At 38.6% G+C, this 23,196-nt stretch carries 22 protein-coding genes; 5 read left to right on the top strand and 17 right to left on the bottom strand.

Features of this window, described 5'->3' with window-relative positions:
- Window positions 1-89: 89 nt before the first annotated feature.
- From ACLHK8_RS07415 to ACLHK8_RS07405, 3 genes are all read right to left on the bottom strand, one after another.
- On the bottom strand, window positions 90-1,517 hold the full coding sequence (locus tag ACLHK8_RS07415; RefSeq protein WP_057773823.1) for an APC family permease: 1,428 nt from the start codon (window positions 1,515-1,517) through the stop codon (window positions 90-92).
- A gap of 133 nt (window positions 1,518-1,650) precedes the next feature.
- A complete protein-coding gene (locus ACLHK8_RS07410; protein ID WP_057773821.1) occupies window positions 1,651-2,424 on the bottom strand; it encodes an ABC transporter permease in 774 nt (257 codons plus the stop codon).
- Window positions 2,421-3,071 carry an ABC transporter ATP-binding protein gene (locus tag ACLHK8_RS07405; RefSeq protein ID WP_063698639.1) on the bottom strand — a complete coding sequence of 217 codons (651 nt, stop codon included), beginning with the start codon at window positions 3,069-3,071 and terminating at the stop codon, window positions 2,421-2,423. Before ACLHK8_RS07405 ends, ACLHK8_RS07410 begins: the two co-directional genes overlap by 4 nt.
- Before the next feature lie 127 nt (window positions 3,072-3,198).
- Between ACLHK8_RS07405 and ACLHK8_RS07400 the strand changes: the two genes are divergently transcribed.
- On the top strand, window positions 3,199-4,134 hold the full coding sequence (locus ACLHK8_RS07400; RefSeq protein WP_063698641.1) for a glycosyltransferase family 2 protein: 936 nt from the start codon (window positions 3,199-3,201) through the stop codon (window positions 4,132-4,134).
- A gap of 54 nt (window positions 4,135-4,188) precedes the next feature.
- On the opposite strand, the gene ACLHK8_RS07395 is transcribed toward ACLHK8_RS07400, so the two are convergent.
- The 3 genes from ACLHK8_RS07395 to ACLHK8_RS07385 form a co-directional block, all read right to left on the bottom strand.
- Window positions 4,189-4,728, bottom strand: a complete 540-nt coding sequence (locus tag ACLHK8_RS07395) for a MerR family transcriptional regulator (RefSeq protein ID WP_057773815.1) — start codon at window positions 4,726-4,728, stop codon at window positions 4,189-4,191.
- Between the two features lie 82 nt (window positions 4,729-4,810).
- The gene (locus ACLHK8_RS07390) at window positions 4,811-6,022 is read right to left on the bottom strand and encodes a multidrug effflux MFS transporter (RefSeq protein ID WP_057773813.1); all 1,212 of its coding nucleotides are present in this window, start codon (window positions 6,020-6,022) and stop codon (window positions 4,811-4,813) included.
- 67 nt (window positions 6,023-6,089) lie between these two features.
- Window positions 6,090-6,974 carry an NAD(P)-dependent oxidoreductase gene (locus ACLHK8_RS07385; RefSeq protein WP_057773811.1) on the bottom strand — a complete coding sequence of 295 codons (885 nt, stop codon included), beginning with the start codon at window positions 6,972-6,974 and terminating at the stop codon, window positions 6,090-6,092.
- A 143-nt stretch (window positions 6,975-7,117) separates the two neighbouring features.
- Here ACLHK8_RS07385 and ACLHK8_RS07380 point away from each other — a divergent pair, with 143 nt between their 5' ends.
- On the top strand, window positions 7,118-7,585 hold the full coding sequence (locus ACLHK8_RS07380) for an 8-oxo-dGTP diphosphatase (RefSeq protein WP_057773809.1): 468 nt from the start codon (window positions 7,118-7,120) through the stop codon (window positions 7,583-7,585).
- A gap of 42 nt (window positions 7,586-7,627) precedes the next feature.
- Window positions 7,628-9,070: a 23S rRNA (uracil(1939)-C(5))-methyltransferase RlmD gene (gene rlmD / locus ACLHK8_RS07375; protein WP_063698643.1), complete on the top strand. Its 1,443-nt coding sequence runs from the start codon at window positions 7,628-7,630 to the stop codon at window positions 9,068-9,070.
- Window positions 9,071-9,115: 45 nt separating this feature from the next.
- Here the strand turns inward: rlmD and ACLHK8_RS07370 are convergent, their stop codons facing one another.
- From ACLHK8_RS07370 to ACLHK8_RS07350, 5 genes are all read right to left on the bottom strand, one after another.
- On the bottom strand, window positions 9,116-9,532 hold the full coding sequence (locus ACLHK8_RS07370; RefSeq protein ID WP_057773805.1) for a YolD-like family protein: 417 nt from the start codon (window positions 9,530-9,532) through the stop codon (window positions 9,116-9,118).
- Between the two features lie 4 nt (window positions 9,533-9,536).
- Entirely contained in the window at window positions 9,537-9,854 is a 318-nt protein-coding gene (locus tag ACLHK8_RS07365; protein ID WP_082623283.1) for a hypothetical protein, read from the bottom strand.
- Complete coding sequence (locus ACLHK8_RS07360) at window positions 9,847-11,145, bottom strand: DinB/UmuC family translesion DNA polymerase (RefSeq protein WP_057773801.1); 1,299 nt, start codon at window positions 11,143-11,145, stop codon at window positions 9,847-9,849. Before ACLHK8_RS07360 ends, ACLHK8_RS07365 begins: the two co-directional genes overlap by 8 nt.
- Window positions 11,146-11,241: 96 nt before the next feature.
- Window positions 11,242-13,011 carry an ABC transporter ATP-binding protein gene (locus ACLHK8_RS07355; RefSeq protein WP_057773799.1) on the bottom strand — a complete coding sequence of 590 codons (1,770 nt, stop codon included), beginning with the start codon at window positions 13,009-13,011 and terminating at the stop codon, window positions 11,242-11,244.
- Window positions 13,011-14,726: an ABC transporter ATP-binding protein gene (locus tag ACLHK8_RS07350; RefSeq protein ID WP_057773798.1), complete on the bottom strand. Its 1,716-nt coding sequence runs from the start codon at window positions 14,724-14,726 to the stop codon at window positions 13,011-13,013. Before ACLHK8_RS07350 ends, ACLHK8_RS07355 begins: the two co-directional genes overlap by 1 nt.
- A gap of 155 nt (window positions 14,727-14,881) precedes the next feature.
- Between ACLHK8_RS07350 and ACLHK8_RS07345 the strand changes: the two genes are divergently transcribed.
- Window positions 14,882-15,544 (top strand): TetR/AcrR family transcriptional regulator, encoded by a 663-nt coding sequence (locus ACLHK8_RS07345; protein ID WP_057773796.1) that lies wholly within the window; start codon window positions 14,882-14,884, stop codon window positions 15,542-15,544.
- 58 nt (window positions 15,545-15,602) lie between these two features.
- Here ACLHK8_RS07345 and ACLHK8_RS07340 read toward each other — a convergent pair whose 3' ends face one another.
- From ACLHK8_RS07340 to ACLHK8_RS07320, 5 genes are all read right to left on the bottom strand, one after another.
- Window positions 15,603-16,769 (bottom strand): ArgE/DapE family deacylase, encoded by a 1,167-nt coding sequence (locus tag ACLHK8_RS07340; RefSeq protein ID WP_057773793.1) that lies wholly within the window; start codon window positions 16,767-16,769, stop codon window positions 15,603-15,605.
- Between the two features lie 19 nt (window positions 16,770-16,788).
- Window positions 16,789-17,685 (bottom strand): ABC transporter substrate-binding protein, encoded by an 897-nt coding sequence (locus ACLHK8_RS07335; RefSeq protein ID WP_231908629.1) that lies wholly within the window; start codon window positions 17,683-17,685, stop codon window positions 16,789-16,791.
- Between the two features lie 5 nt (window positions 17,686-17,690).
- Window positions 17,691-18,407 (bottom strand): ABC transporter substrate-binding protein, encoded by a 717-nt coding sequence (locus ACLHK8_RS07330; RefSeq protein ID WP_231908626.1) that lies wholly within the window; start codon window positions 18,405-18,407, stop codon window positions 17,691-17,693.
- Window positions 18,408-18,947: 540 nt separating this feature from the next.
- Window positions 18,948-19,613 (bottom strand): endonuclease III domain-containing protein, encoded by a 666-nt coding sequence (locus tag ACLHK8_RS07325; protein WP_236698833.1) that lies wholly within the window; start codon window positions 19,611-19,613, stop codon window positions 18,948-18,950.
- A gap of 5 nt (window positions 19,614-19,618) precedes the next feature.
- Window positions 19,619-19,756, bottom strand: coding sequence for a hypothetical protein (locus ACLHK8_RS07320; RefSeq protein ID WP_156406522.1), 138 nt, complete (start codon window positions 19,754-19,756; stop codon window positions 19,619-19,621).
- 252 nt (window positions 19,757-20,008) lie between these two features.
- On the opposite strand from ACLHK8_RS07320, the gene ACLHK8_RS07315 reads away from it, so the two are divergent.
- A complete protein-coding gene (locus tag ACLHK8_RS07315; RefSeq protein WP_057773791.1) occupies window positions 20,009-21,427 on the top strand; it encodes a C69 family dipeptidase in 1,419 nt (472 codons plus the stop codon).
- A 53-nt stretch (window positions 21,428-21,480) separates the two neighbouring features.
- Here ACLHK8_RS07315 and ACLHK8_RS07310 read toward each other — a convergent pair whose 3' ends face one another.
- Window positions 21,481-23,115, bottom strand: coding sequence for a peptide ABC transporter substrate-binding protein (locus ACLHK8_RS07310; protein WP_057773789.1), 1,635 nt, complete (start codon window positions 23,113-23,115; stop codon window positions 21,481-21,483).
- Window positions 23,116-23,196: the final 81 nt, after the last annotated feature.

The following is a 23,196-nucleotide window of genomic DNA, read 5'->3' as shown; positions in this document are numbered from 1 at the left end:
TCAATAAGCCTATTCTACCAGAAAACGTGCTATATAGATTAATATAAAAAGCTTGTTCACAATTAAGTAAACAAACTTCTTAAAAATTCTTATTTATTTTTGCCGCGTCGTGCAATCATTGGCATGATAAAACCAAGGGCAATTAGCACAACTGGCGTAATAATATTTAAGCCTAACTGTAAAAGCCATCCGTGAGGGTCTGCAGAAAAATTAACTTTAGGAACCATCCCTAAGACACACACGAAAGCTGTAAAAATGAAACACCAGAATCCAAGTAACCAACCGATTTTCTTGTTTTTAACAAACATATAATCTGAATGGAATTTATTCATATGTTTACTCAAAAGCATGAAGGCTACGAATACCCATAAGTAACGAAGCGGCATGACAATTGAGTTCAAGTTCAGTAACCAATTGTAAAGTTGTTGAATATTTTTAATTCCGAGTCCAGGTAAAACAATTAAAATTCCAACTAAGATTCCCGTCATTTTGTATCCATTAATGAAGACACCATGCTTGTTGAGCTTCATTAGTGATTTAGGTACATATTCATCATTATGACCAGAAAGGAGAATTCGAAGGGGCGCATCAATTGAAACGATTAAGGCTGCAATTTGGCCAATGGAATTAGTTAATCCATAAGTAATCATCAAGGCATTCCCAACGTGATAATACTGCCCTAACCGTTGAAAAGCACTGTAAGCCCCGTTCATCATCAAATCCTTGGGAATTGCTTTACTATTGAACATGATAGCCATTCCGATTGATCCAACAATGGCACAAATACCAACCAAGACGGCCAACACAATCATTCCAAGTGGAAATTCTTTGGAAGGATTTTTCGTCTTGTTAACATACGGCGCAATTTTTTCAGAACCACCAACTGCTAAAACTAACATCGATAAAGTTGTAAAATAGCTAAAATTAAAGTTTGGAATATAAGTTTTAACATGGGTTAAGTTTTGTGTCGCTGCAGTAACGTTTGGCAAATGTGGTGCCGCGATGGCGAGAAAGATAAATAGAATCGACATTACAAAGGTGGCCGTCCCAGCCAACGTTGCAATGACCCCAAGCGTTGTGATCCCTCTTGAAGCTACCCACATGAAAAATAGAAATACAATTAAACATAAAATCGAAAAAATAGCTGTTGAAAAATGATTGAAGTAGGTTCCAGCTCCTGTAAACGCCCAACTAATGGCGATTAAAATATTTTGTGGCTTTTGTGCCAAATATGGCACGTGGACTACCCAATATGTCCAAGCGGCAAAGTAAGCTAATCCACGTGTTGAAGTTGCGTCAATCCAAGAACTAACACCCCCACCACTCTTTTGGAACGTCGAACCAAGTTGACCAACCATTAATGTATACGGAATAAAATAAACCGCTAAAATAATAATCCACGATGTAATAACGGATGCGCCTTGTTGCGCATAATTATTCACAACGTTGTTAAATCCCCAAACAGTGTTAAACGCGATCAGTGCAATTGTAAACCAGCGAAACTGCTTTGTGTTCATGCTCGTGTCTCCCAATTTAACCAGCTCCCCATTCTAATATTTGCCTCTATTATACCGGATAACTGTAAGGGCTTCCTGTGATGTTAGTGAGCGTTTTCACAAATTGCTAATTTTTTTCTCACGGTTTTATTAGTTAATCATTGTTAGTCATTTCTTTCAGTTGTTTGCGCTCATTATAAAAGTTTCGATAAGCGAGGTAACATGCAATTACAGAGCCAATACTAGTTGCCGAAAGTAACATAAAAGTGACCATGATTTGGTATTTAATTGCCCGGACCGGATCCACGCCCGCAAAAATTAGTCCAGACATCATCCCTGGTAAACTAACAATTCCAACCGTTTTTGCCGAATCAATAGTGGGTGCCATGCCCGTTTTAATACTTTCCCGTAAAATTCCGATTGAAGCATCTCGCACAGTACCGCCTAAAGCGAGCCGTTCTAAAACACTTTGCCGTTGATCACGGAATTGTGAATTCATACTGCGATAGCACAATCCAATTGCCACCATCGAATTACTAGCAATCATTCCTGAAATTGGAATCACTTGTGATGGGACAAGTTTTATAGCGCCAGACAAGATTAGTACTCCCAGCGTAACTCCAGTACTCGTAAGAATTGCGACAAACGAAATTGGCAACGCGTGCGTCATGCCATTACTTCGCTTTTGTGCATTCCAGGAAGCATTAAATAAAATGATAAAAATCATGACCAGGGTTAAGAAAATGTTATTAACTTTGAAAATATATTTCAATAAATACCCAACCACGAAGAGTTGAATGACAGCACGAACAACCCCCACAATAATTTCCCGGTCAATTCCAAGCTTTTCACGATAGCCAATCCATAAAGCCACCATGACCAGCAATGTGGCTAACGATAACGACCAATTACTTACATCAAGATTCATTGTGCAACCTCCAGTCTTCCCTTTGAGATGGTAATTAAGTGATTAGCTTTCTGAATTTCCGTTGCATCATGCGTCACCGACAAAATCGTCACGTGATGATCTTTGTGAAAATGTTCAATTAAGTTATGCACAATATCTTTATTTTCTTCATCCAGCCCGGCAGTTACTTCATCCAAAAGCAGCACATCCGGTAAGAACATAATGTTACGAATCATAGCTACTCGTTGCTTTTCACCACCAGATAGTTCTGTAATTTTCTTGCTTAAATAGGCCTCTGGTAATCCTACATACTGCAGCGCGGCTTGTTGTTTTGCCACGTTGATCTCTTCATTACGAATTTGAAAAGGAAAATCCAAATTATCCGCCACGGTTCTCCCAAATAAAGTTGGTTGCTGAAAACAGTATGAAACTTGTCGTCGGTATTCAATAGGATCTTTTTTACTAATATTTTGTCCTTTAAACAAAATCTTTCCTTCAGTGGCCGTTAACAACGAAGACAGAACTCGTAACAAGGTGCTTTTCCCTCCGCCTGAAGGCCCTGTAATGGTGAGATAATCCTCCGTTTCGACTGATAAAGAAATTCCTTGTAAAATTTGATTGTCTTCAACCCGATAACCGACTTCTTGAAGCTCTAATATTGCCGCCATTTTGCCATCTCCCAACGTTTTGCTTTATTGATCACATTATAGCCTGTCTGGATCTAATTATTAAATTTTTGTACTTGCCGCAAAGGTAAATGTTATAATTTAAAACAGAGTAGGAGGAGTTTAACTAATGCAAACTGTATCAATGATCGTGCCATGTTTTAACGAACAAGAATCCGTGCCAATTTATTTTGACGCTATCACAAAGGTATTCGAAGATCCTCAAATGCGAGACTATTCACTGGAGCTTTGGCTAATTGACGATGGTTCCTCAGATGCCACCTTAACTGAACTTAAAAAACTTAACACTCAACACCCTGAAACGGCCCATTATATTTCGTTTTCACGAAATTTTGGAAAAGAGTCTGCCATTTTGGCTGGCCTACAAGCCGCCACTGGCGAAATTGTCGGTTTAATGGATGTTGATTTACAGGATCCTCCTGAATTACTCCCCAAAATGCTTCGTGAACTTCGCACTGGTGAATACGACACCATTGGCACCCGTCGTGTCGGTCGTGAAGGTGAACCAGCATTTCGGTCTTTTCTTTCAAACCTGTTCTATAAATTAATTAACAAAATTTCTAAAGTTGAAATTATTCCCAATGCTCGTGACTATCGGGTTATGAATCGTAAGGTGGTTGAGGCTGTTTTAGATATGCCTGAAATCAATCGTTTTTCTAAAGGAATTTTTAGCTGGGTTGGATTCAAAACAAAATATCTAGACTTTGAAAATCGCGAGCGTGTGGCGGGAAATACTTCTTGGTCACTTTGGCAGCTTTTTGAATACTCCCTGGAAGCCATCATCGATTTCTCTGCGGCTCCTTTAGCAATTGCCAGTTTTGTGGGAATCTTGGCTTGTATCATATCCGTTATCGCTGTTATTTTTATCATTTTTCGCACTATTTTCTTTGGCGATACAACAGCTGGATGGCCATCTTTGGCTGCAATCATCCTTTTCATCGGTGGAATTCAGCTTTTCTGCTTAGGTATTCTTGGCAATTATGTCGGTCGTATTTATTCAGAAAGCAAACACCGTCCCATCTATATTATTAACGAAAAAAAATAGGTGCAAAAAAGCATTTGAATTCGGCCGAAAGGCTTAGTTCAAATGCTTTATTTATTAGGCTTCATCCGTTTCATCGGAACCAAAATGCCGCTGCCACCAAGATTTTTTCTTAGGTGGTTCCTGTAATAGCTGAGCACTTTTTTTAGTTACCTCTGTGAGTTCAGAAATTTGCGTTTGTAATTTTACATTTTCTTCGTGATACTGTTGGTTTTGTTTAACTACCTGAGCTAACATTTCTTTGATCTCAGATAGATCCTTATTCTGTGCTTCAAACATTTTAGTATCAACCACAGCTGGTGTTTCGTCGGCCTTTTTGCTTCTTTCAGCTGCTTCTTTATCTGTAAGTCCCAAAGTTACATCAACAGCCTGTTTCAAGGTATGTCGGTCTCCCAACAAATCATTCATTTGTTGGAGAAGCTTCATATCATCCTCGGAATAAATCCGCCGTCCACGACCATCATGTTGGAACTTATGACCCATTCGTTCCATTTCTTTAGCCCAGTTACCCAAAGTTGCCAAACTACCGATCCGCTCTACTTTATGAACAACCTCGGAGCCTGTTATGTATTCATCTGCTTTTATATCTTTTGCCATATTGTCCACCCCGCTTTTAACTTAATTGTACTACAATTAGTTCAAAATTTGAAGTTAAAATTAAGTTCGGCAAACCCTAATCTCACAGGATTTGTTTCTTTTTTTCTAGTTTCATTAAATTTACAAATAATCCGAGTGCACCTAATTCACTAATCAAGATCAGAATTGCCATTGGTGCGTAGCTTTGGTTGCCCAGCGCACCCGCTAAAGGTGTAAATATCCCACCAACAATATTCATTAAAAGACCTAAGACTGCTGAGGCACTCCCCGTATTTGTACTCTGACTACTCATCGCAAGAGAAGTAGCAATCGTGTTAACAACCCCGATGCAAACAACCACAATAAAGAGTGGAACTGCCACCAACAAAATATTAGGTGTCAAAAAGAGACTACCAACCATAACCACACCTGACAATGATCCTAGAAGCAAGGTTGCTTTTAAAATCTGCCAACTCGTTAACTTCTCGGTGAGATATGCGGGAATATTGTTACCAATGATGATACCTAACCCGTTCAAAGCATATAACAAACTAAATTGTTGAGCTGTTAAATGGAAAAAGTTTTGAAAAACAAATGAAGATGCTGAAATGTAGCTGAATAAGGACCCAAATACCAGTCCTTGAATTAACGCAATCAAAACAAAATCACGTTTGGTAAACATGACCCCCAAAGATTTAAATCCTTGAAAGATGCTTTGTGTGCTTCGTAAGTTTAACGGTAATGTCTCTGTTAGTGTCAACCAAATTCCCAGTACTACCAAGATCCCAATAACAGTTAATAGCCCAAAAATTCCACGCCAACTCATGAAGTTCAGTAAGAAGCCACCAATGATGGGAGAAATAATTGGAAATATACCATTCACACCCATTAGCAAGGCGAAGAATTTAGTTAGCTCTTTACCAGAGAATAAATCGCGAGCGACGGCACGTGAAAGCACCTGACCAGCTGATCCTGCTAATCCTTGAATGAAACGAAGGATAAGAAAAAGGGTAATAGAATGGACAAGCATGATCAGGACTGAAGTTAAAGCAAACACTGCAAACCCAATGGCAAGCGGTACCCGCCGACCAAATTTGTCACTGAGTGGACCCACAATTAACTGTCCTACTGCCAATCCAACTAAACAAAAAGTAATGCTCATTTGAATTACTGAAGTACTTGTGTGAAATGTTGTTTGCATAGTTGGTAAAGCTGGTAAATACATATCTAACGATAAAGGGCCGGTTGCGCTGATCAATCCAAGGAAAAAGGTTAACCAAAGCTTCCGACTCTTTGAGATTTTATGAATACTCATTTATAGGACCCCTGTTCTGAATTTAGCTTCAGAACTTAGTGTACCTAATTTAACTTCAAAAACCAAATTAATTTGGTAGCTTTCCGGTTTCCCACCAAAGTTTTACCAGTACCTGGGTGCCATCATTACCCAGATGTTTCTCATCCACCAAACGGGCATATAAGTTCCGCGCTGCATCTGTTGCAGGAAGACTGATGTGCATGCGATCAGCTTCGTTTAAAGCAATTCGTAAATCCTTCAAGAAATGTTTGGCAAAAAATCCTGGCGTATAATCATTCTTGAGTATTCTTGGTGCATAGTTTTCCATACTCCAATTATCAGCCCCACCGCTTTCAAGGGTTTGAAGAACTTTTGGCAAATCCAATCCAGCAGCATTAGCGTAAACTAGCATCTCGCTCATCCCTGTCATAGTCCCGGCAATCATGATTTGATTGGCCATCTTTGCATTTTGCCCAGCACCTGCTTCGCCAAAATAATTTGCTTGTTGCCCAATAATATCAAAAATTGGTTGTAAACTGTCATAAGCGTCTTTGTTTCCACCAACCATAATGGTGAGTGTCCCTTTTTCGGCACCAATATCACCACCCGAAACTGGCGCATCTAAAACTAGAATCTTCTTTTCTGCTCCGCGCTCACTAATTCTTTTAGCTAAAGTTGGTGTGCTAGTCGTCATATCAACCACAATTTTTCCGGGTTTAACCCCGGCAAAAATCCCGTTTTCACCAAAGTAGACTTCTTCAACATCAGGCGGGAACCCGACCATCGTAAATACGATATCGCTGACTTCAGTTACATTTTGAGGGGACTCTGCCCAGTTAGCACCAGCTTCAATAACCGAATCTGCATGCACTTTTGTTCGATTAAACACTGTCACTGAATAGCCAGCCTTCAGCATATTTTTAATAATCCCAGTGCCCATCACACCAGTTCCAATAAATCCAATTTTTTTCAATTAGTTCATCTCCCAATCTTTACACCATTATCATACGCACTTTTTCCAAAAATGACATTGGAATGACTTAGTAAAAATAAATTCTTAACCTTAATTTCTGGTATGATAGACTATAAGATCATTGCTTAAAGGGAGAGTTGCCTATGTCACAATTACATTTGCCAGAAAAAACAATTTTAACTAATCTTGTGATGGTTGAGGACCCGACCACAAAAAAGGTCCTGCTTGAAGACCGACGTAATAAAAACTGGGCTGGTATCACCTTCCCTGGTGGGCATGTTAATGTTGGCGAATCATTCGTAGAATCTGCTATTCGTGAGGTTTATGAAGAAACCCATCTTGAAATTCAAAATCCTCAATTAATTGGCATTAAACAGTTTATGTATGATGCTCATGTTCGTTATATCGTATTTTTGTTTAGGACCAATCAATTTAAAGGAACTCCGCAGTCTTCTTCAGAGGGTGATGTTTTTTGGGAAGACCCCTATCAAGTTAAACAAACCCAGGCAGTTGATGATTTCTTCGATATTCTACAAATCTTTAAAAGCTATGATGTTTCCGAATTATACTATCAAGACTATAATGGGCAGTCAGTCAAACGTGTTGAATAGATTAAATATAATCCGTTCACACTAATCTAGAAAGGAACTCTAATGAACGATAATAAGAATTACAAGCCACAATTTAAAAAAGACTATCATAAATCCCCCCAATCTCAAGGATCCGTTCAAGATACAATTGAAATTGGACAACGAATCCCGTTGACCATCAAACGCCTTGGTATCAATGGGGAAGGCATCGGTTACTTCAAGCATACCATCTGTTTCGTTAAAGGAGCCTTACCTGATGAAGTTGTCACAGCAACCGTAACTGCCATCCATCCTCGGTATATGACTGCTGAATTGCATGCCATTCGCGAAAAAAGTGAGGATCGGGTTGAACCACGTGATACGTACGCAGGTAAAGTGGGCGGCTTTGAACTAGAACACCTTGCCTACCCCGCTCAACTTGAGTTCAAGCGGGATATTGTTCGTCAAGCGCTTGAAAAATATCGTCCTGCCGGCCATCAATACTATAAACTGTTACCAACTATTGGTATGGATAATCCTTATGAATATCGCAATAAGGCTCAATTTCAAGTTCGTAAATTGGACGGCAAGGTTGCTGCCGGCCTCTATAAAGAAGGCAGTCATGACCTTGTTGACTTACCTACATGTAGTGTTCAGCATCCTCTCACAATGAAAATCATGCGTCGGGTGGTTGCGTTATTAGATGAGCTTGACGTTCCGATCTATGATGAAGAACACGGCTCAGGCATTGTTAAAACCATTGTTGTTCGGGTGGCTGCTACAACTAATGAAGCTCAGTTAGTTTTCATTACTAATTCTACAAAGCTCCCTCACAAACGAGAAATGATTGCTGAACTTCAAAAAGATTTCCCTGAAATCGTTTCTTATATGCAAAATGTCAACAAAGGTAAAACGTCCCTTGTTTGGGGAGATGATACAGCCTGCTTGGCTGGTAAAACATTTATCCAAGATAAATTAGACGGATTGACCTTCAATTTATCAGCGCGTGCCTTTTATCAATTGAACTCTTCTCAAACTTCTAAACTATATGCAGAAGCTCGCAAGGCGTTAGAATTATCTCCTACCGATAACTTAGTAGATGCTTATTCTGGAGTCGGCACAATCGGTCTTTCTCTGGCTGATCAAGTTAAAGAAGTTCGGGGGATGGATATCATTCCCGAATCAGTCGAAGATGCCAATGAAAATGCAAAACTAAACGGGATCACCAATGCTACGTATGAGGTTGGTCGTGCCGAAGATCTTGTTTCGCAATGGATGGCAGCTGGCTTTCATCCGGATGCCATCATCGTTGATCCACCACGAACAGGTTTGGATGATAAGCTCCTTGAAACCATCATTCACGCCAAACCAGAACGTTTTGTGTACATTTCATGTAACCCATCTACATTGGCACGTGACTTAACGCAATTAACAACCGACTACATTATTGATTACATTCAATCAATTGATATGTTCCCTCAAACAGCACGTTGTGAAGCCGTTGTGAAGTTCACCCGTCGTTCATAATAACCAACAGTCCTCATCCTAATTTGAAATAGGATAGGGATTTTTTTATGCATTTAAATTCAATTTTTTCCAATCGATCGAATCGCTTTGTTCGTGCACATTACAAATATCTTCAAGACTTACAGATTTTAGCTCACCTTCAGAATCAGCTAAAACTATCTCGTCTTCATAATACCCGCTAACCATTCCTGTCAGCGACTCAACTCGCTCTCCATTTGTACGAAATTTTAACTGGATATGCACTAAATGCTTATGAATCCAGGCTTGTTGTAATCGGCGACTAATCTCTTCAAGCGGTTGCTCTGGTAATTGTTTTTCTGGAATTTCAGCCTTTTTCATTTTTTTAATGGCACTTGTATGGTCTGATAGAAAAAATCCACCCCACTTCAGCATACCCCGATCATGATAATCGTTTTTAAAAAATTGTTCTGTAACTGATTCATCAACCCTTTTAATAATCATGAAATCATCCCTTTGAAATTCGGTTTTGACTTTCTGGCCACACTAATTCTTGAAAGCCTCTAAATTGCATTGTAATTTGCGTTTGTTTTTGCAGATCGCGAATAATCTGCTCTAGGTACGATAAATCATAATTTTCAATCGTGTGTAAGGGAATCGATTTTTCGCGATGATTTTTTGGCTTAATTTCAAGAAAAAAATTAAATGTCTGGCTGAATCGGTCACGCACAATTAACATCTGATAAATTGTACGCGATTTTCGCAAAAAATCCTTTTGTAGGCGTTCTAAAATTAATTTGGTTGCTTGTTCGCTGGTTTCAATCAAAACTATTCCCTCCATTATGTCCACCCACTAAGGATGCTCGTTCTAGCATCGTTGCACCATGTAACAAACTGCTAGCTGGCACTAAAGCTGTCGTTCCAAATTGATCATGCACCTTGTCTAGTACACGTGTCATCAAATCTTGTTTAATTTGTTTATGGGGATTCATAAACAAATTTAATTGCAGGCCATCGTTTGCTGACAACCGGGAAAGTGAAACTGCAATGTTACGAATCCCTTCTCCATCCCATGTTTTTCGAAATAGATAAATTAAATATTGATTGATCTGATCCGAACTCTCTGTGGCCTCAATTCGCATTGAATGGGCAAATCCGCCTTTATGATTAGCCTCTGCACTCGCATAGGAAAAGCCAATCATTAAGCTTACACAGCCAGCCTGCTGGCGATGATGTCGCATGCGTGAAGCAACCTGATTACCAATTTCTTTAATAACCGTTTCAATTTCTCGCTGCACCAAGTAATCTCTAGCTAAAACTTGTGAGTTTCCCCAACTTTTATCATTTGGTTTGATCAAATCTGATAATTGACTTCGATCAACCCCCCACGCTAAAGCTAATAATTGGGTACCGATAATGCCAAACTCCGCCTTTAGTTGATACGGATTTGAATGGGCCAAATCATCCATGCTATGAATCCCTATCCTCACTAAATGAGCTGCTGTTCGTCGTCCAATACTCCAAACAGACTTCAAATCTGTAATTGGCCAAATTTTTTCTGGAAACGATTCATAAGTTAAAGTTCCCATAAGCTCCTTGTCATGTTTAGCCATTAAATCCAATGCTAGCTTTGCCTGCACTGGATTCTCACCAATTCCAACCGTTGTCCACAATCCTAATTTTTCGTGAACAGTTGTCTGAATTCGTTTAGCAACTTCTAACGGGGTTCGGCCAAACAAACGCCAAGATTTCGACATATCTAAAATCGATTCATCAATTGAATACGGATAACAATCCTCGTCTGCTACAAATTGTAAAAAGATTTTGTTAATCGCTAAATTCTTTTTTATGTACAGATTCATTCGTGGTGGGACCACCGTTAAACGTTTATCATCAGGCAGATCTCGACAACGAGAGACGTTAGTAATTCCAAAGATTTCTTTTGCCCGCGGTGAGGACGCCAAAATAAGGCCCCCATTCGTGTTATCCGCCTCTGACATCACAACTAAAACCGACTCCAAAGGATCCTTATCGCGTGTGACGGATTCAACACTGGCATAAAATGATTTATTATCAATCATGAAAAACACTCCATGCGGTTCTCGATCATAATTCATCGCCCTCACCTCTTGTTACATTATACGAACATACGTTCTTAAAAGTCAACAAAAAAACGTCACTGATTAATTTTTCAGTGACGTTCTGAGGTCTATCTATTCAAACACGAACTGATTGTGATAAAGTTCCGAGTAAAACCCTTTTTCTTCCAGCAACTGATCATGGCTTCCTTGCTCAATAACTTTTCCGTCTTTTAAAACCACAATTTTATTAGCATTTAGAATTGTTTTTAAACGGTGTGCAATTACAAAACTGGTTCTGCCTTGAATAACATTGTCCATCGCTTTTTGAATTTTAGCTTCGGTTACGGTATCAACATTTGAAGTAGCCTCATCAAGAATTAGTAGCGTTGGATTGGTCAGAATTGTTCTGGCAATGCTTACCAGCTGCTTTTGACCAGTAGAGAAAACAGAATTTTCATCCGAAACCTGGGTATCATATCCTTTATCTAAATTCAGAATGAATTCGTGAATATCAGCTTGTTTAGCGGCTTCATAAATTTCTTCGTCGGTAGCATCAGGTTTTCCAAAACTAATATTATCCCGAATGGATCCCGAAAAAATCACACTTTCTTGTAGCACAATTCCCACATGATCTCGTAAACTCTTTAATTCAATATCCCGGACATCTGTTCCATCAAACGTTACAGACCCCGCATTAACGTCGTAAAAACGATTCAACAGATTCATGATCGTTGTTTTGCCAGATCCAGTTGGTCCGACTAGCGCAACCATGTGCCCCTTTTCAACGTTCATTGACACATCATGCAAAATTTCTTTACCTTCATTGTAACCAAAATGGACATGCTTTAGTTCCACGCCTTGCTGTAAATCGGTAAGTTGTTTGCCGTTTTTAGGATTAATCTCGTCAGGTTCTTCAAAGGTTTCGTTGAGTCGTCTTGCCCCAGTAATGGCCACTTGAAACATACTGTAAAGTGAAGAAATTTGAGAAATCGGTTGATAAAATTGTTGTGAATACTGCACGAAAACAACCACTAATCCTAGCGCTGTTGTACGCGCCATATCGCCGTTTAGCGCCATCCAGCCCCCAAAGAAGATCACAATTGCTGTATTTACCAGCGATAATCCATTCATCACTGGAAAAAGCATCCCTGAATAGACTTGGCCTTTAAACGTCGCCTTACGAACTTTTTCGTTGTGCGGAAGAAACCCTTTAACAGCTTCGTCTTGTAAGCCATTACTAATCACAATTTTCTGACCACTAATTTGTTCGTTAATATACCCATTCAGTTTTCCAACTTCGTCTTGCTGCATATCTACATATTTTCGCGTTTTCGCAATTAGAATCACTGCGATAATGACAGCCACGGGAGTAGAAGCAATCGTCACCCACGCTAAAGAAACATTTTCATGGAACATCATGATAATAATCCCAATCATCATGGCGACATTTATCATGATTTCCCCTAATGCCTGATTTAAGGCATTGGAAATATTATCTAAGTCACTGGTAAACCGGCTTAAAATATCACCATCTTGATGAGAATCGAAAAATTTAATGGTCATTTTTTGCAATTTACCAAATAACCCACGTCGCATCCGATTCGTTGAATTTCCCGAGATATATGTGACCACAATGTTAGAAATAAACATTCCGACCGTTGTTAAAACATAAAATAGTAATAACAACCAAATCGACTGCATAAAAGAACCTTTATCACTCACGCCATGCGTTAACCCAATCACATAGTTTGCCAGTTCTGTAATGGCTTTTCCCATATAGACAGGTGCAGTCACTTGAAAATAGGTAGAGGCAATAATCGCCAAAATTGTGACCGTAAATCCAAGCTTATAGCGTTTCATGTAATGATAAAAGAACTTGATTGATTTACCCATTTCAGTCATTAGATTGCCTCCTTTCCTTTTTGAGTTGCATATATTTCTTGATAAATACGATTATGCTTAACTAAATTCTCGTGGGTACCCTCACCAACAAGTTGGCCATCATTCATTACAAAAATTCGATCTGCTTGAATAACAGAAGCAATTTTCTCAGCAATAATAAACGTGGTAGTTCCTTTTAGTTCATGGTTTAACGCCTCTTGTACCAGCTTTTCTGATTGGGCATCCAAAGCCGAAGTAGAATCGTCCATAATCAAAATTTTAGGCTGGCCAATCACCCCACGTGTAATTGATAAACGTTGTTTTTGTCCACCTGAAAAATTGGCTGATCGCTCCTCTACTAACGCATCATACCGTTCCGGTAACCGATCAATAAACTCGGCAGCTTGTGCAATGCGACTAGCTCGATCCATATCCTGTTCGGAAGCATCATTTTTCCCTTGTTTTAAGTTATCACCAATCGTTCCAGAAAAAAGAATTGCCCGCTGCAACACAAACGCGACAGCCTTTCGTAGAGCACGTTCATTCACCTGCTTCAAATCAACGCCACCAACTTTGATAGTTCCTTCTTGTGGATCAAATAGCCGAGGAATCATTTGAGCCAAAGTTGATTTTCCGGATCCAGTAGCCCCAACAATTCCAATCATTTCACCAGGTTGAACTTCAAAATTAATATCTTTTAAAGTGGGAGTCTCATCGTTATCATAGGCAAATGACACATTTTTAAACGAGACGGCGCCCATTAATTCCTGTTCCGGTACATCAGGATAGGTAATATCTGGCTCTGTATTTAGGATTTCACGAATTCGTTGCAAAGAAACCATCGCCCGTGCACTAAATGTCATCATCATCCCACCAATAATGATGGCGAACATAACTTGCATAAGATAGTTTACAAACGAAGCAACTGCAGCAACACTTCCGGGATCGCTCTTAGCCAAGTCGCCCACAAAGTAAATTGCTGCTACGACCGCTAAATTTCCAACTAATGTAAAGGCTGGAATCAGTACCGAAAACAAAGTTCCAACGAAAATATTTTGTTCATTTAACTTATCTGAAACTTCATTAAAACGTTGCTTTTCGTTTTCTTCTTGATTAAATGATTTCACAACGCGCACACCAATTAAATTTTCTTTTGCTAGCTCATTTACCCGATCAATTAGACCCTGCATAAGTCCAAAATGGCGCCCCATTTGGCCAAACGTTGCCGCAGAAATTGCAACGACCAAAACGACGAGTAATAAGATGATCCACCACAGTTGGGGGATCGTATGAATTGCTAAAACAAAGGCCCCAATAAAAAGAATGGGCACCCGTAAAAGTGATTGCAAAGTTGTCATAATTAAATTTTGGACCTGCGTCACATCATTTGTTAATCGAACAACTAAATTTCCAGCCTGAAATTTTTCAATATTTCCAAAAGAAAAAGTTTCAATTTTTCGAAAAATAGTTTCCCGAATATCAGCACTCATTGATTGAGCCACTTTAGCAGATAAAATTGTGTTGAAAACACCGGCTAACAGCCCAATTACTGCAATCCCAATTAAATAAATCCCCAATGTTGTGATTTTACTATTTTGATTCTTTAAAATGGCATTAATTACTTCTTGAAGTAATTTTGGTTGCCAAAGTGTCGCCGCTGCCATCACCACTACGGTCAATAACGCCAACAAAATATCTCCCCGATATTTTCGTGCATGTATTTTTAAAATGTCCAAATGATTTTCCCCGCTTGAATATTCATGATATTATTTAGTTGTTTCAGTTTATCCAACAGTGTTGGATAAGTCAATTAAAAGTATTCTGAATTTTTTAAAAATTTAAGGCGCTTAAAATAAGTGTTTATTAAACTAATTTCAAGGAAGTTAATTCAATGCCAAAAGCAAAAATTTCACGTTCTCATATTATCCAAGCCTCATTAAAAACACTAAGTACTTGTCAGTCATTAGAACACTTTTCAATGCGCAAGGTCGCTACTACCCTTGATATTGATGCGTCGACCATTTATTGGTATTTTGCCAACAAACAAGCGCTACTGCAGGCTATGGCCGATGAAATAACCGCTGAGATTGCTTTCCCGAATACTAAGTTAAATTGGCAAGAGCAACTTAGACAAGTTTTTAACAACATTTTTGATGTTTACACTGCCCATCCCCATTCCGCTGAATTAATGATCGAGACAGTTCCTACCTCTAAAGTTCGATTAAGTTTAGTTAATTACATTATCGAAATCTTGGTGAAGGCTGGTTTTAGTGAATCGCAAGCGTTCTCAGCTATGTCGACCATTGATTTCTTCCTAGCCGGACTAATCATTGATCTCTCAAAAGAAAAGCAACTTCAATCTGGCCTTGCTAATAAACAAGATTCCTATGCCCATACGCAGTTTCAACAGGTTAAAAAAGTTAGCACAGATGAGAAATTAGAACACATTCAAAATTCACTCAACAATCAAAATATTCATTCGCCAAAACGCCAATTTGAGAGTGGCCTTAAACTCATATTAAACGGCTTGATGGCAGACCTATCACCAGAATAGTTTGTATTCAAAAAGATTTAGAGACCAATTAGGTCTCTAAACCTTTTTTGAATATCCTTTAAATATTAGTAGAAACCAAAACACCAACAAACTGACTAGCAACATCCTGCAAATACGTGATACTCGTTAGATACTGTGAAATATCTACGTATTCATCATAGCCATGTGAAGAATCATTCCCCGGGCCAACTAAAATAATTGGAAAATCTTTTTTAGCTTGAACAAACTCTGAACCATCATTTGCTCCTGAAGAGCTTTCGACAGGCAAAATTTCATCAAAGTACTTACCACTGACTTCTTGTGCCAATTTAGTTAGTGAGTTTTCACCATCAAGAATAGGCACTTCCGGATAAATGAACTTAATTGATAAATCCATTTTTGGATCATTTGCGTTCAGTTCATCGATAATTTGTTGCAAGTCTGCAAAAATTTGATCATTTGAATATTCAGGAATTGAACGAATATTACCTTTGAGCATCGCATAATCCGGAACACTATTTACCTGTTTGCCACCTTCAATAATATCAATACTATGGGTCATCTTACCCAAGGTCGGATTGACCTCGTTATGCTGACCCATTAAATTTTGAACAGCTAGATAAAATTGCATTAAATTATCAATCGCATTCACACCCATATCCGGACGGGAACTGTGAGCTGGCTTTCCAATTGAAGTTACTTGATAGTCAATCACGCCTTTACAACTAGTGATGATGCCATCCATATGAGGCTCTGTAATAATTAGCCCATCTAAATCATCAGCATAACCCTGCTGAGTCAAAACATGCGCGCCATATTCACCGGTTTCTTCTCCTACGGTGGCTAATAACTTAATTTGACCTTCAATTGAAGTTCCACTTTCCAATAAATCCAGCATAATAATGATTGCCGCCGCTAAACCACTCTTCATATCAGAAGCGCCACGTCCAAATAACTTGCCAGCATCTACATCCCCAGAAAATGGATCATGTTCCCAATGATCAAGGTTTCCAGGATCAACAACATCCATGTGACCAGAAAAGCCAAGATGTTTGCCAGCTGGATTGCCCATTGTAATCACTAAGTTTGTGCGTCCAGCTGCAAACGGTACTTTCTTTATTTGAACTTTATCTGAATAAGGTTCAAATAAAGAAATGATATAGTCTGCCACTTTTTCTTCGTGATCGTTTACGGATGGGATCTGAATTAAATTCTGTAAAATACTAGTTTTTTCATTATCTGTCATATTAGTTTCCTCGATTTATTTATTTGATTGAAGCATATTGATATAATGCATCCCCACTTTGATTGGAGTAAGTCAGCCCTTGGACATCTTTGCTAACTAAGTGACTTGCGGTACTTTGGTAAAGTGGCACAATACCTTGTTTGGCCATCAGATACTTGTCAGCTTCTTGCATCAATGCCCACCGTTCGCTAGTTGTATGATTATTTGTATCATCAATTTCGTTCATCAACTTGGTATAGTGTTTGTCGCCCCACTTTGTGAAGTTAACTGGATCTTCACCATTGCCTAATTGAAGGAATTCTTCGGGATCTTGATTATCACCTGTCCAACCATCTAAGTTAATGTCATAACCACCATTAGAAGCAACACCAATGTGTTGGGCATGTGGCATAGCCTTGACGTCAATTGTGAGACCCTTTAAATATTTATGAGCCTGACCTTGAATGTATTGGCCAACTTGTTTATCAGTAGTCGTGTTATCAACTAACATCGTTAACGTAAGTTTTTTCTTACCCAATTGTTTTTGAGCTAATTTCCAATCTTTTTGGGCATCCTTTATGTTGTACGAAAGAAGATTGCCGACCTCACCTGCAAAATCTTTACCATTGGCTGTATCTGTTGAATCACCCTTTGGTACCATGTTTAGTGCTGGTACAGAGCCGTCTGCCAAAACCTTGGAAGTCATGGTTTTTCGATCCAAAAGTAAACTAATTGCTTTAGAAAGATTTTCATTGCTGGTGGCAGATTTCTTGTAGTTAAATTCCAAGAAAGCCATCCGTGAAATAAGATGCGTGTTTAAATTTTTTGAATTAGCAAACTGACTCACTGTCTGACCAGAAATGGCAGTTTCTTGAACTTTGTTTCCTTTAAATAAATTCGTCCCGGTTGTATCATCTTTAACAACTTGAACTTTGATTTTACTTAACTTAACTTAACTTGTTTAGCATTCCAATAATAAGGATTTTTCTTGTACGTCCAAGTATCCTTAGTTCCGTTCCAACCGACTAACTTATAGGCACCGCTGGAAACCACTTTACTGGAAGAACTACCATAATTACTACCATATTTTTTAACATATGCGCTATTAACTGGGTATAAAGATGTGGCTAAAACTGTCTGTAAATAAGGCTCTGGTTTTGATAATTGCATCTGTAATGTATCTTTATTCAGCGCCTTGACTCCTAAAGCAGATGGCTTCACTTTTCCGTCTTGAACCGCCTGGTAATTTTTCACATAGGTTAATAAATTAGCGACTTGTGATTTTGTGTTTGGATCAACTTGGCGTTGGAAAGAAGTTGCAAAATCTTGAGCTGTAATGGCCTTACCGTTTGACCACTTTGCATTTTTCTTAATCTTGAATGTATAAGTTTTGCCATTGTTAGTTGGCTTCACAATTTTTGTTGCAACTCCAGCGACCACCTTTTGATTCTTATCTAGTTTATACAATCCTTCATCTGTTTGGGCAAAGAGACTACCACTATTGGTATCGCCGCCTTTATTTGGATCGGCAGTGGCAGGATTACCAGCCAAGGTTACGTTCATGGTTTCCGGACTACTACTTGCGCTACTTGATGAACAACCTGCGAATAAAATTCCTGAAAATAAAATGGCTCCCATTGCTAAAAATTGTTTTTTCATATTTTCAAACTCCCTATAGTATTAATATTCATATTCCTTGTTTTTATTAGAATAAATATTCAATAGATGTATATTACCACATGTATAGCAGAAGTCAACTCGATTTTAAATATTTATACATAAAAAGGAGGTTTTAAATGATTTTTAATCATTTGTAGCGTCCTTATACCGTTATTTATGCAAACTAATCTTCTTACTCCGCCATTTTTGCTGCTGTTTGCTTTGTGTCTCAGCAACCTGTTTTAGAATTACTGACATTACCTGTGAAGCTCAGATTGGGCGAGGGACTTTTTACATTCATTATGTTGATAAATATGATCTGCTGGATAAAATTAAGGATTTAGTAGACAAAGAACTATTCTCAGTAAGCCGCATTTCAACTGATGAACTACCAGATGATTATGCACATGAAATTGTTTTGCAAAGTTTACTTAATGTCATTTATTATTGGCTACAAAAAAAAAGATCCCGAAACTCCCGCAGAAGTCTCAAGGATCATTTTAAAAAGTCGATTACTGGCGCCTTATCAGCTACTAACTTCTAAGTAAGTTTAAGTTGCCCGGCGTATTGTCCCAGAAAACTCAAATTAAAATCGGCTGCTTTTTTTACATCTTTTCCATAGTTCACAATTAATGCATGAAAATTTTGCCACTCAGACAAGTCAAAATCTAATTGCGACTCAATCAGGCTTTGAGCTTGCCCATATTGGCTCGGCAATTTGCAACCAAGCCAACCAAATAAGCGCCGAGAATATGCGTCAACCATGAAGCTAGGTTTATCAAGCACATACATTAAAATGTAGTCGGCCGTTTCATTACCGATGCCCTTTAGGCTCATTAATTCATGACGTAACTTTGTTTGTGACTCCGCCTTTATTTTGGGAAGCTCAAATTGATATTTTTCTAGCCAGTGACAAACATTATAAATAGTCTGCGTTTTACGCGTGTAAAATCCACTAGTTCGAATCAAGTTCGTCAACTCATCTAAAGGAAGATTTTCTACCCTTTTTGGATCAAACTTAGTTGCCTCTTTTAGTTTAAGTAAGCTCGGCGCCACATTTTTCCAATTAGTATTTTGAACCAAAATTGCCCCATAGATAACTTCCCAGGGAGATTCGGCCCAATCTGTCCCATCTTGGAGCCAAACTTGTGGCCCCATGTGCGTATTCATAATTGTGTATAAATCTTTTAACGTAATTTTTTCCATTGCCCTCATCTGCGATTTTGCCACCAATTGTAAAGATAGCCACCAATGACAATGATCAAAAGTGCCAAAATTTTAGCCGTCGTTCGTGGAAACGGAATATGCGTTAAACCGCCATATCCTAATATTAAATGTGAAAATAACATTTTATTGATCACTCCATTTCTGTATTTATCTTCATATAAAGTGACGTATAAAGCAACTAAAAGTAATTGCACAATTAAAAATGTTCAAAAGCTTTTCTGAATTTACGATACTTTGCCAAAATCTAATATTATTGGTACCGCTTTAATATAAGCCAATAGTCTCCACACAGCTCTTTAACTTGTCACTCATGAAGTCTTTTTCGATTTGAGTTAAAATGAGGATATCAAATATATATAAAGGGAGTTTTTACATTGATGGAAAAAGCTTGTACAACTGTTTTAGTCGGTAAAAATGCTTCTATTGACGGGTCAACAATGATTGCCCGTAATGATGATACATTCTTGCCAGTCGCACCTCATCGTTTCTATATGCATCCCGCAGAAAAAGATGTTAACGAAACTATTACGTCATCACAAAATGGTTTCACTGCCAAGTTGCCAAGTAACGGCTACCGACACAGTGCCGTTCCTAATATCAATCCTACTAAAGATGGGATCTATGACGAAAGTGGCTTCAACGAAAAAAATGTCGCTATGAGTGCAACCGAAAGTGTTTACGGTAGCTCTAAAACATTAGCTTACGATCCTTTCGTTGTTGATGGTTTGGCTGAAGACAGCATGCCAACCATGGTTTTGCCATATATTGACTCTGCCAAAGAAGGAGTCGCATATTTAGGTAAACTAATTGCTAAATATGGTTCGCCTGAAGGTAATGGTGTAATTTTTAGTGATAAAAATGATGTTTGGTACATGGAAATTGTCACTGGCCATCAATGGGTTGCTCAACGCATTCCAGATGATGCTTACGCTGTTGCAGCTAACCAAGTTGCTATTCAACAAATTGATTTCAACGACTCTGACAACTTTATGTGGTCAGAAAATATTCAAGACTTCGTTGAAACAAATCATTTGAATCCTGACAAAACTGGCTGGAACTTCCGTCATATTTTTGGTACTTCAAATGAAAAAGACCGTCACTACAACACACCACGAGTTTGGTTTGGTCAACATTACTTGAATCCAGAAATTGAGCAGGATCCTCAATCTCCTGAATTACCTTTTATCTGCCATACAGAGCATAAGATTTCTGTTGAAGATGTGGGTTACATTTTGAGCTCACATTACAACGAAACACCTTACGATCCATTTGGTCACGCTGCTGACAAAGATCGTTTGAAGTTCCGTCCAATTTCAATGAACCGGACTCAAAACTCGCATGTTTTGCAAATTCGCAACAATGTGCCTGAAGAACTTTCTGCCATCTTCTGGTTAAACTTCGGTGTCCCAGCATTCTGCCCTTACGTGCCATTCTACAACAACGCAACGGACACGGACCCAAGTTACAGCAACACTTCGGAAACCATGAATTTGGACGATGCTTACTGGATGTATCGTGCCCTTTCTTCAGTTGTCGAAGGCCATTACAGCAAGTTCATCCAAGAAGATACTGACTACATCACCGCTTCTCAAGAACAATTACGTGGCTTAGTCGCTGAAATCGACAAGAAAGCCGCTGATTATTCTGGTGACCAACTCACTGAATTCTTGACAAATGCTAACCACGAAACAGTTGCCGCAATGAAGAAACGCACAATGTCCTTGTTCTACCACTTGTTAACTGAAGGTTTAACCCTTTCTAAATTAACATTTAATATGGACAAGAATCTTTAAGATTTCTGCAAACTAAAAGAGCTAACCTCACAGGATTAGCTCTTTTTTGCTACCTATTTTTCAACGTGGACCCACTTATAATCATAAGGGGCACCCGTTGGATGGTACACAATTCCTTTAACCTTGGTATTTACCAATTGCGTTTGAACCGCTTGATAAAGTGGCACTACTGCTTCTTGATTCATCAAAAGTTTTTCAGCTTTGACAAAATCTTCGTAACGTTTTTGTTCGTTATTAGCATCTTTACCATTTGTGGCAGCTACTAAACTATCATACGTTTTATTAGAGAAGCTTCCATAGTTATAGGTATTGCCGGTTGTTTGTAGTTGTGCAAACGTTAAGGGATCGGTGTAATCACCAATCCACCGAACAACGGTCATATCGAAATTACCGCCAAGTTGCGCACTCTGCGCACCTTTAGTTGGTAGTGAGCGAACTGTAACCGTAGCCCCAGGCAAATTCTGCTCAACGGTACTTTGAACAGCTTCGGCTACTTTCTTTTGTGAATCATCGTCACTTACAACTAATTCAAAGTTAACTTTTGTTTTACCAGTTTCTTTGAGTCCTTTTTTCCAATACTTCTTAGCTTTGGCTACATTATATTCAACTGCCTCTGACACATTTGCATCTTTAGTGAAATCAGTACCTGTTTTTGGATTCTTAACAAAGTCAGATGGCATAAATCCGGTTGCTGGGGTGGATCCATCTGCCAGAACTTTTGAAGTTAACGTTTTTCGATTAACAACTAGAGACACTGCCTTACGAACATTTACATTAGCCGTTGCTTTGCCTTTTTTAAAGCTCATGGCAAGATAGGCTGTCTGTCCTTGTTCATACTTTACAAAGGCCTTGTTGCTCTTTTCTTGACTGGCTTGTTCGCCAGAAAGTAAGGCATCACTTAGCTTACCAGATTGATACAAATTCAAAGCCGTGTTAGGATCCTTAACAACTTTAACGGGAATCTTGCTTACTGCAACATTCTTTTTATCCCAGTACTGATTATTCTTCACAAGTTTCCAGCTCATATTTATTCCAGTCCAGCCTTGCAATTTAAATGGACCACTGTAAACCATGTACTTGCTTGCTGTCCCATATTTAGAACCATATTTTTCTACTGCATTTTGATTCTGTGGGAAAAATGTTCCAAAAGCCATCAAATATTTAAAATACGGCGTTGCATGCGTTAAAGTTACTTGCAAAGTTCGCTTATCTAAAGCCTTTACCCCTAATTTACTTGGTTTCATCTTTCCTGCATTAATTGCCGTTGCATTCTTCACATTGTCCATAATGTAGGCATATCCGGCTTTCGTATCCGGATTAACCGTGCGTCGCCAAGAATAAACAAAATCTTTTGCTGTTAAGGCATCTCCATTACTCCATTTGAGTCCCTTACGAAGTTTAAATGTATACGTTTTGCCATCATTTGTCGGTTTAACTACTTTCTCTGCCAATCCGGCAACTACCTTATTGCCTTTAGCAACACGATATAAACCCTCCTGACTATTATTAATCATATTAAAAGACGTTAAATCAATCGACTTAGATCCATCTGTCGTTAACAAATCCGATTGTTCCATAACGCTAAAACTTTCATTTTTAGATTCAGAGCTTTTTGCGCTTCCACAACCTGCCAGTAAAACTGATAATAAAAGTGTCGCCGTGCCTAGCTTTTTCCACTTATTTTCCATGTTCAAATCCCCTTAAAAATATTTTTTTAACTGCTAAAACTATACAAAAAGAGGATAAAAAACACCCACCGCATCTTTCCT

Source organism: Pediococcus sp. M21F004, from assembly GCF_051122535.1.
Lineage (GTDB): Bacteria > Bacillota > Bacilli > Lactobacillales > Lactobacillaceae > Pediococcus > Pediococcus inopinatus.
Note: the sequence above shows the minus strand (reverse complement) of the source record. Positions and strands in the feature narration are given on the sequence as shown.

Excerpts from the sequence above, each read along its gene's own strand:
- ACLHK8_RS07415 (WP_057773823.1), bottom strand. The coding sequence starts at position 1,517 with ATGAACACAAAGCAGTTTCGCTGGTTTACAATTGCACTGATCGCGTTT.
- ACLHK8_RS07410 (WP_057773821.1), bottom strand. The coding sequence starts at position 2,424 with ATGAATCTTGATGTAAGTAATTGGTCGTTATCGTTAGCCACATTGCTG.
- ACLHK8_RS07405 (WP_063698639.1), bottom strand. The coding sequence starts at position 3,071 with ATGGCGGCAATATTAGAGCTTCAAGAAGTCGGTTATCGGGTTGAAGAC.
- ACLHK8_RS07400 (WP_063698641.1), top strand. The coding sequence starts at position 3,199 with ATGCAAACTGTATCAATGATCGTGCCATGTTTTAACGAACAAGAATCC.
- ACLHK8_RS07395 (WP_057773815.1), bottom strand. The coding sequence starts at position 4,728 with ATGGCAAAAGATATAAAAGCAGATGAATACATAACAGGCTCCGAGGTT.
- ACLHK8_RS07390 (WP_057773813.1), bottom strand. The coding sequence starts at position 6,022 with ATGAGTATTCATAAAATCTCAAAGAGTCGGAAGCTTTGGTTAACCTTT.
- ACLHK8_RS07380 (WP_057773809.1), top strand. The coding sequence starts at position 7,118 with ATGTCACAATTACATTTGCCAGAAAAAACAATTTTAACTAATCTTGTG.
- rlmD (WP_063698643.1), top strand. The coding sequence starts at position 7,628 with ATGAACGATAATAAGAATTACAAGCCACAATTTAAAAAAGACTATCAT.
- ACLHK8_RS07370 (WP_057773805.1), bottom strand. The coding sequence starts at position 9,532 with ATGATTATTAAAAGGGTTGATGAATCAGTTACAGAACAATTTTTTAAA.
- ACLHK8_RS07360 (WP_057773801.1), bottom strand. The coding sequence starts at position 11,145 with ATGAATTATGATCGAGAACCGCATGGAGTGTTTTTCATGATTGATAAT.
- ACLHK8_RS07355 (WP_057773799.1), bottom strand. The coding sequence starts at position 13,011 with ATGACTGAAATGGGTAAATCAATCAAGTTCTTTTATCATTACATGAAA.
- ACLHK8_RS07345 (WP_057773796.1), top strand. The coding sequence starts at position 14,882 with ATGCCAAAAGCAAAAATTTCACGTTCTCATATTATCCAAGCCTCATTA.
- ACLHK8_RS07340 (WP_057773793.1), bottom strand. The coding sequence starts at position 16,769 with ATGACAGATAATGAAAAAACTAGTATTTTACAGAATTTAATTCAGATC.
- ACLHK8_RS07330 (WP_231908626.1), bottom strand. The coding sequence starts at position 18,407 with ATGAAAAAACAATTTTTAGCAATGGGAGCCATTTTATTTTCAGGAATT.
- ACLHK8_RS07325 (WP_236698833.1), bottom strand. The coding sequence starts at position 19,613 with ATGGAAAAAATTACGTTAAAAGATTTATACACAATTATGAATACGCAC.
- ACLHK8_RS07320 (WP_156406522.1), bottom strand. The coding sequence starts at position 19,756 with ATGTTATTTTCACATTTAATATTAGGATATGGCGGTTTAACGCATATT.
- ACLHK8_RS07310 (WP_057773789.1), bottom strand. The coding sequence starts at position 23,115 with ATGGAAAATAAGTGGAAAAAGCTAGGCACGGCGACACTTTTATTATCA.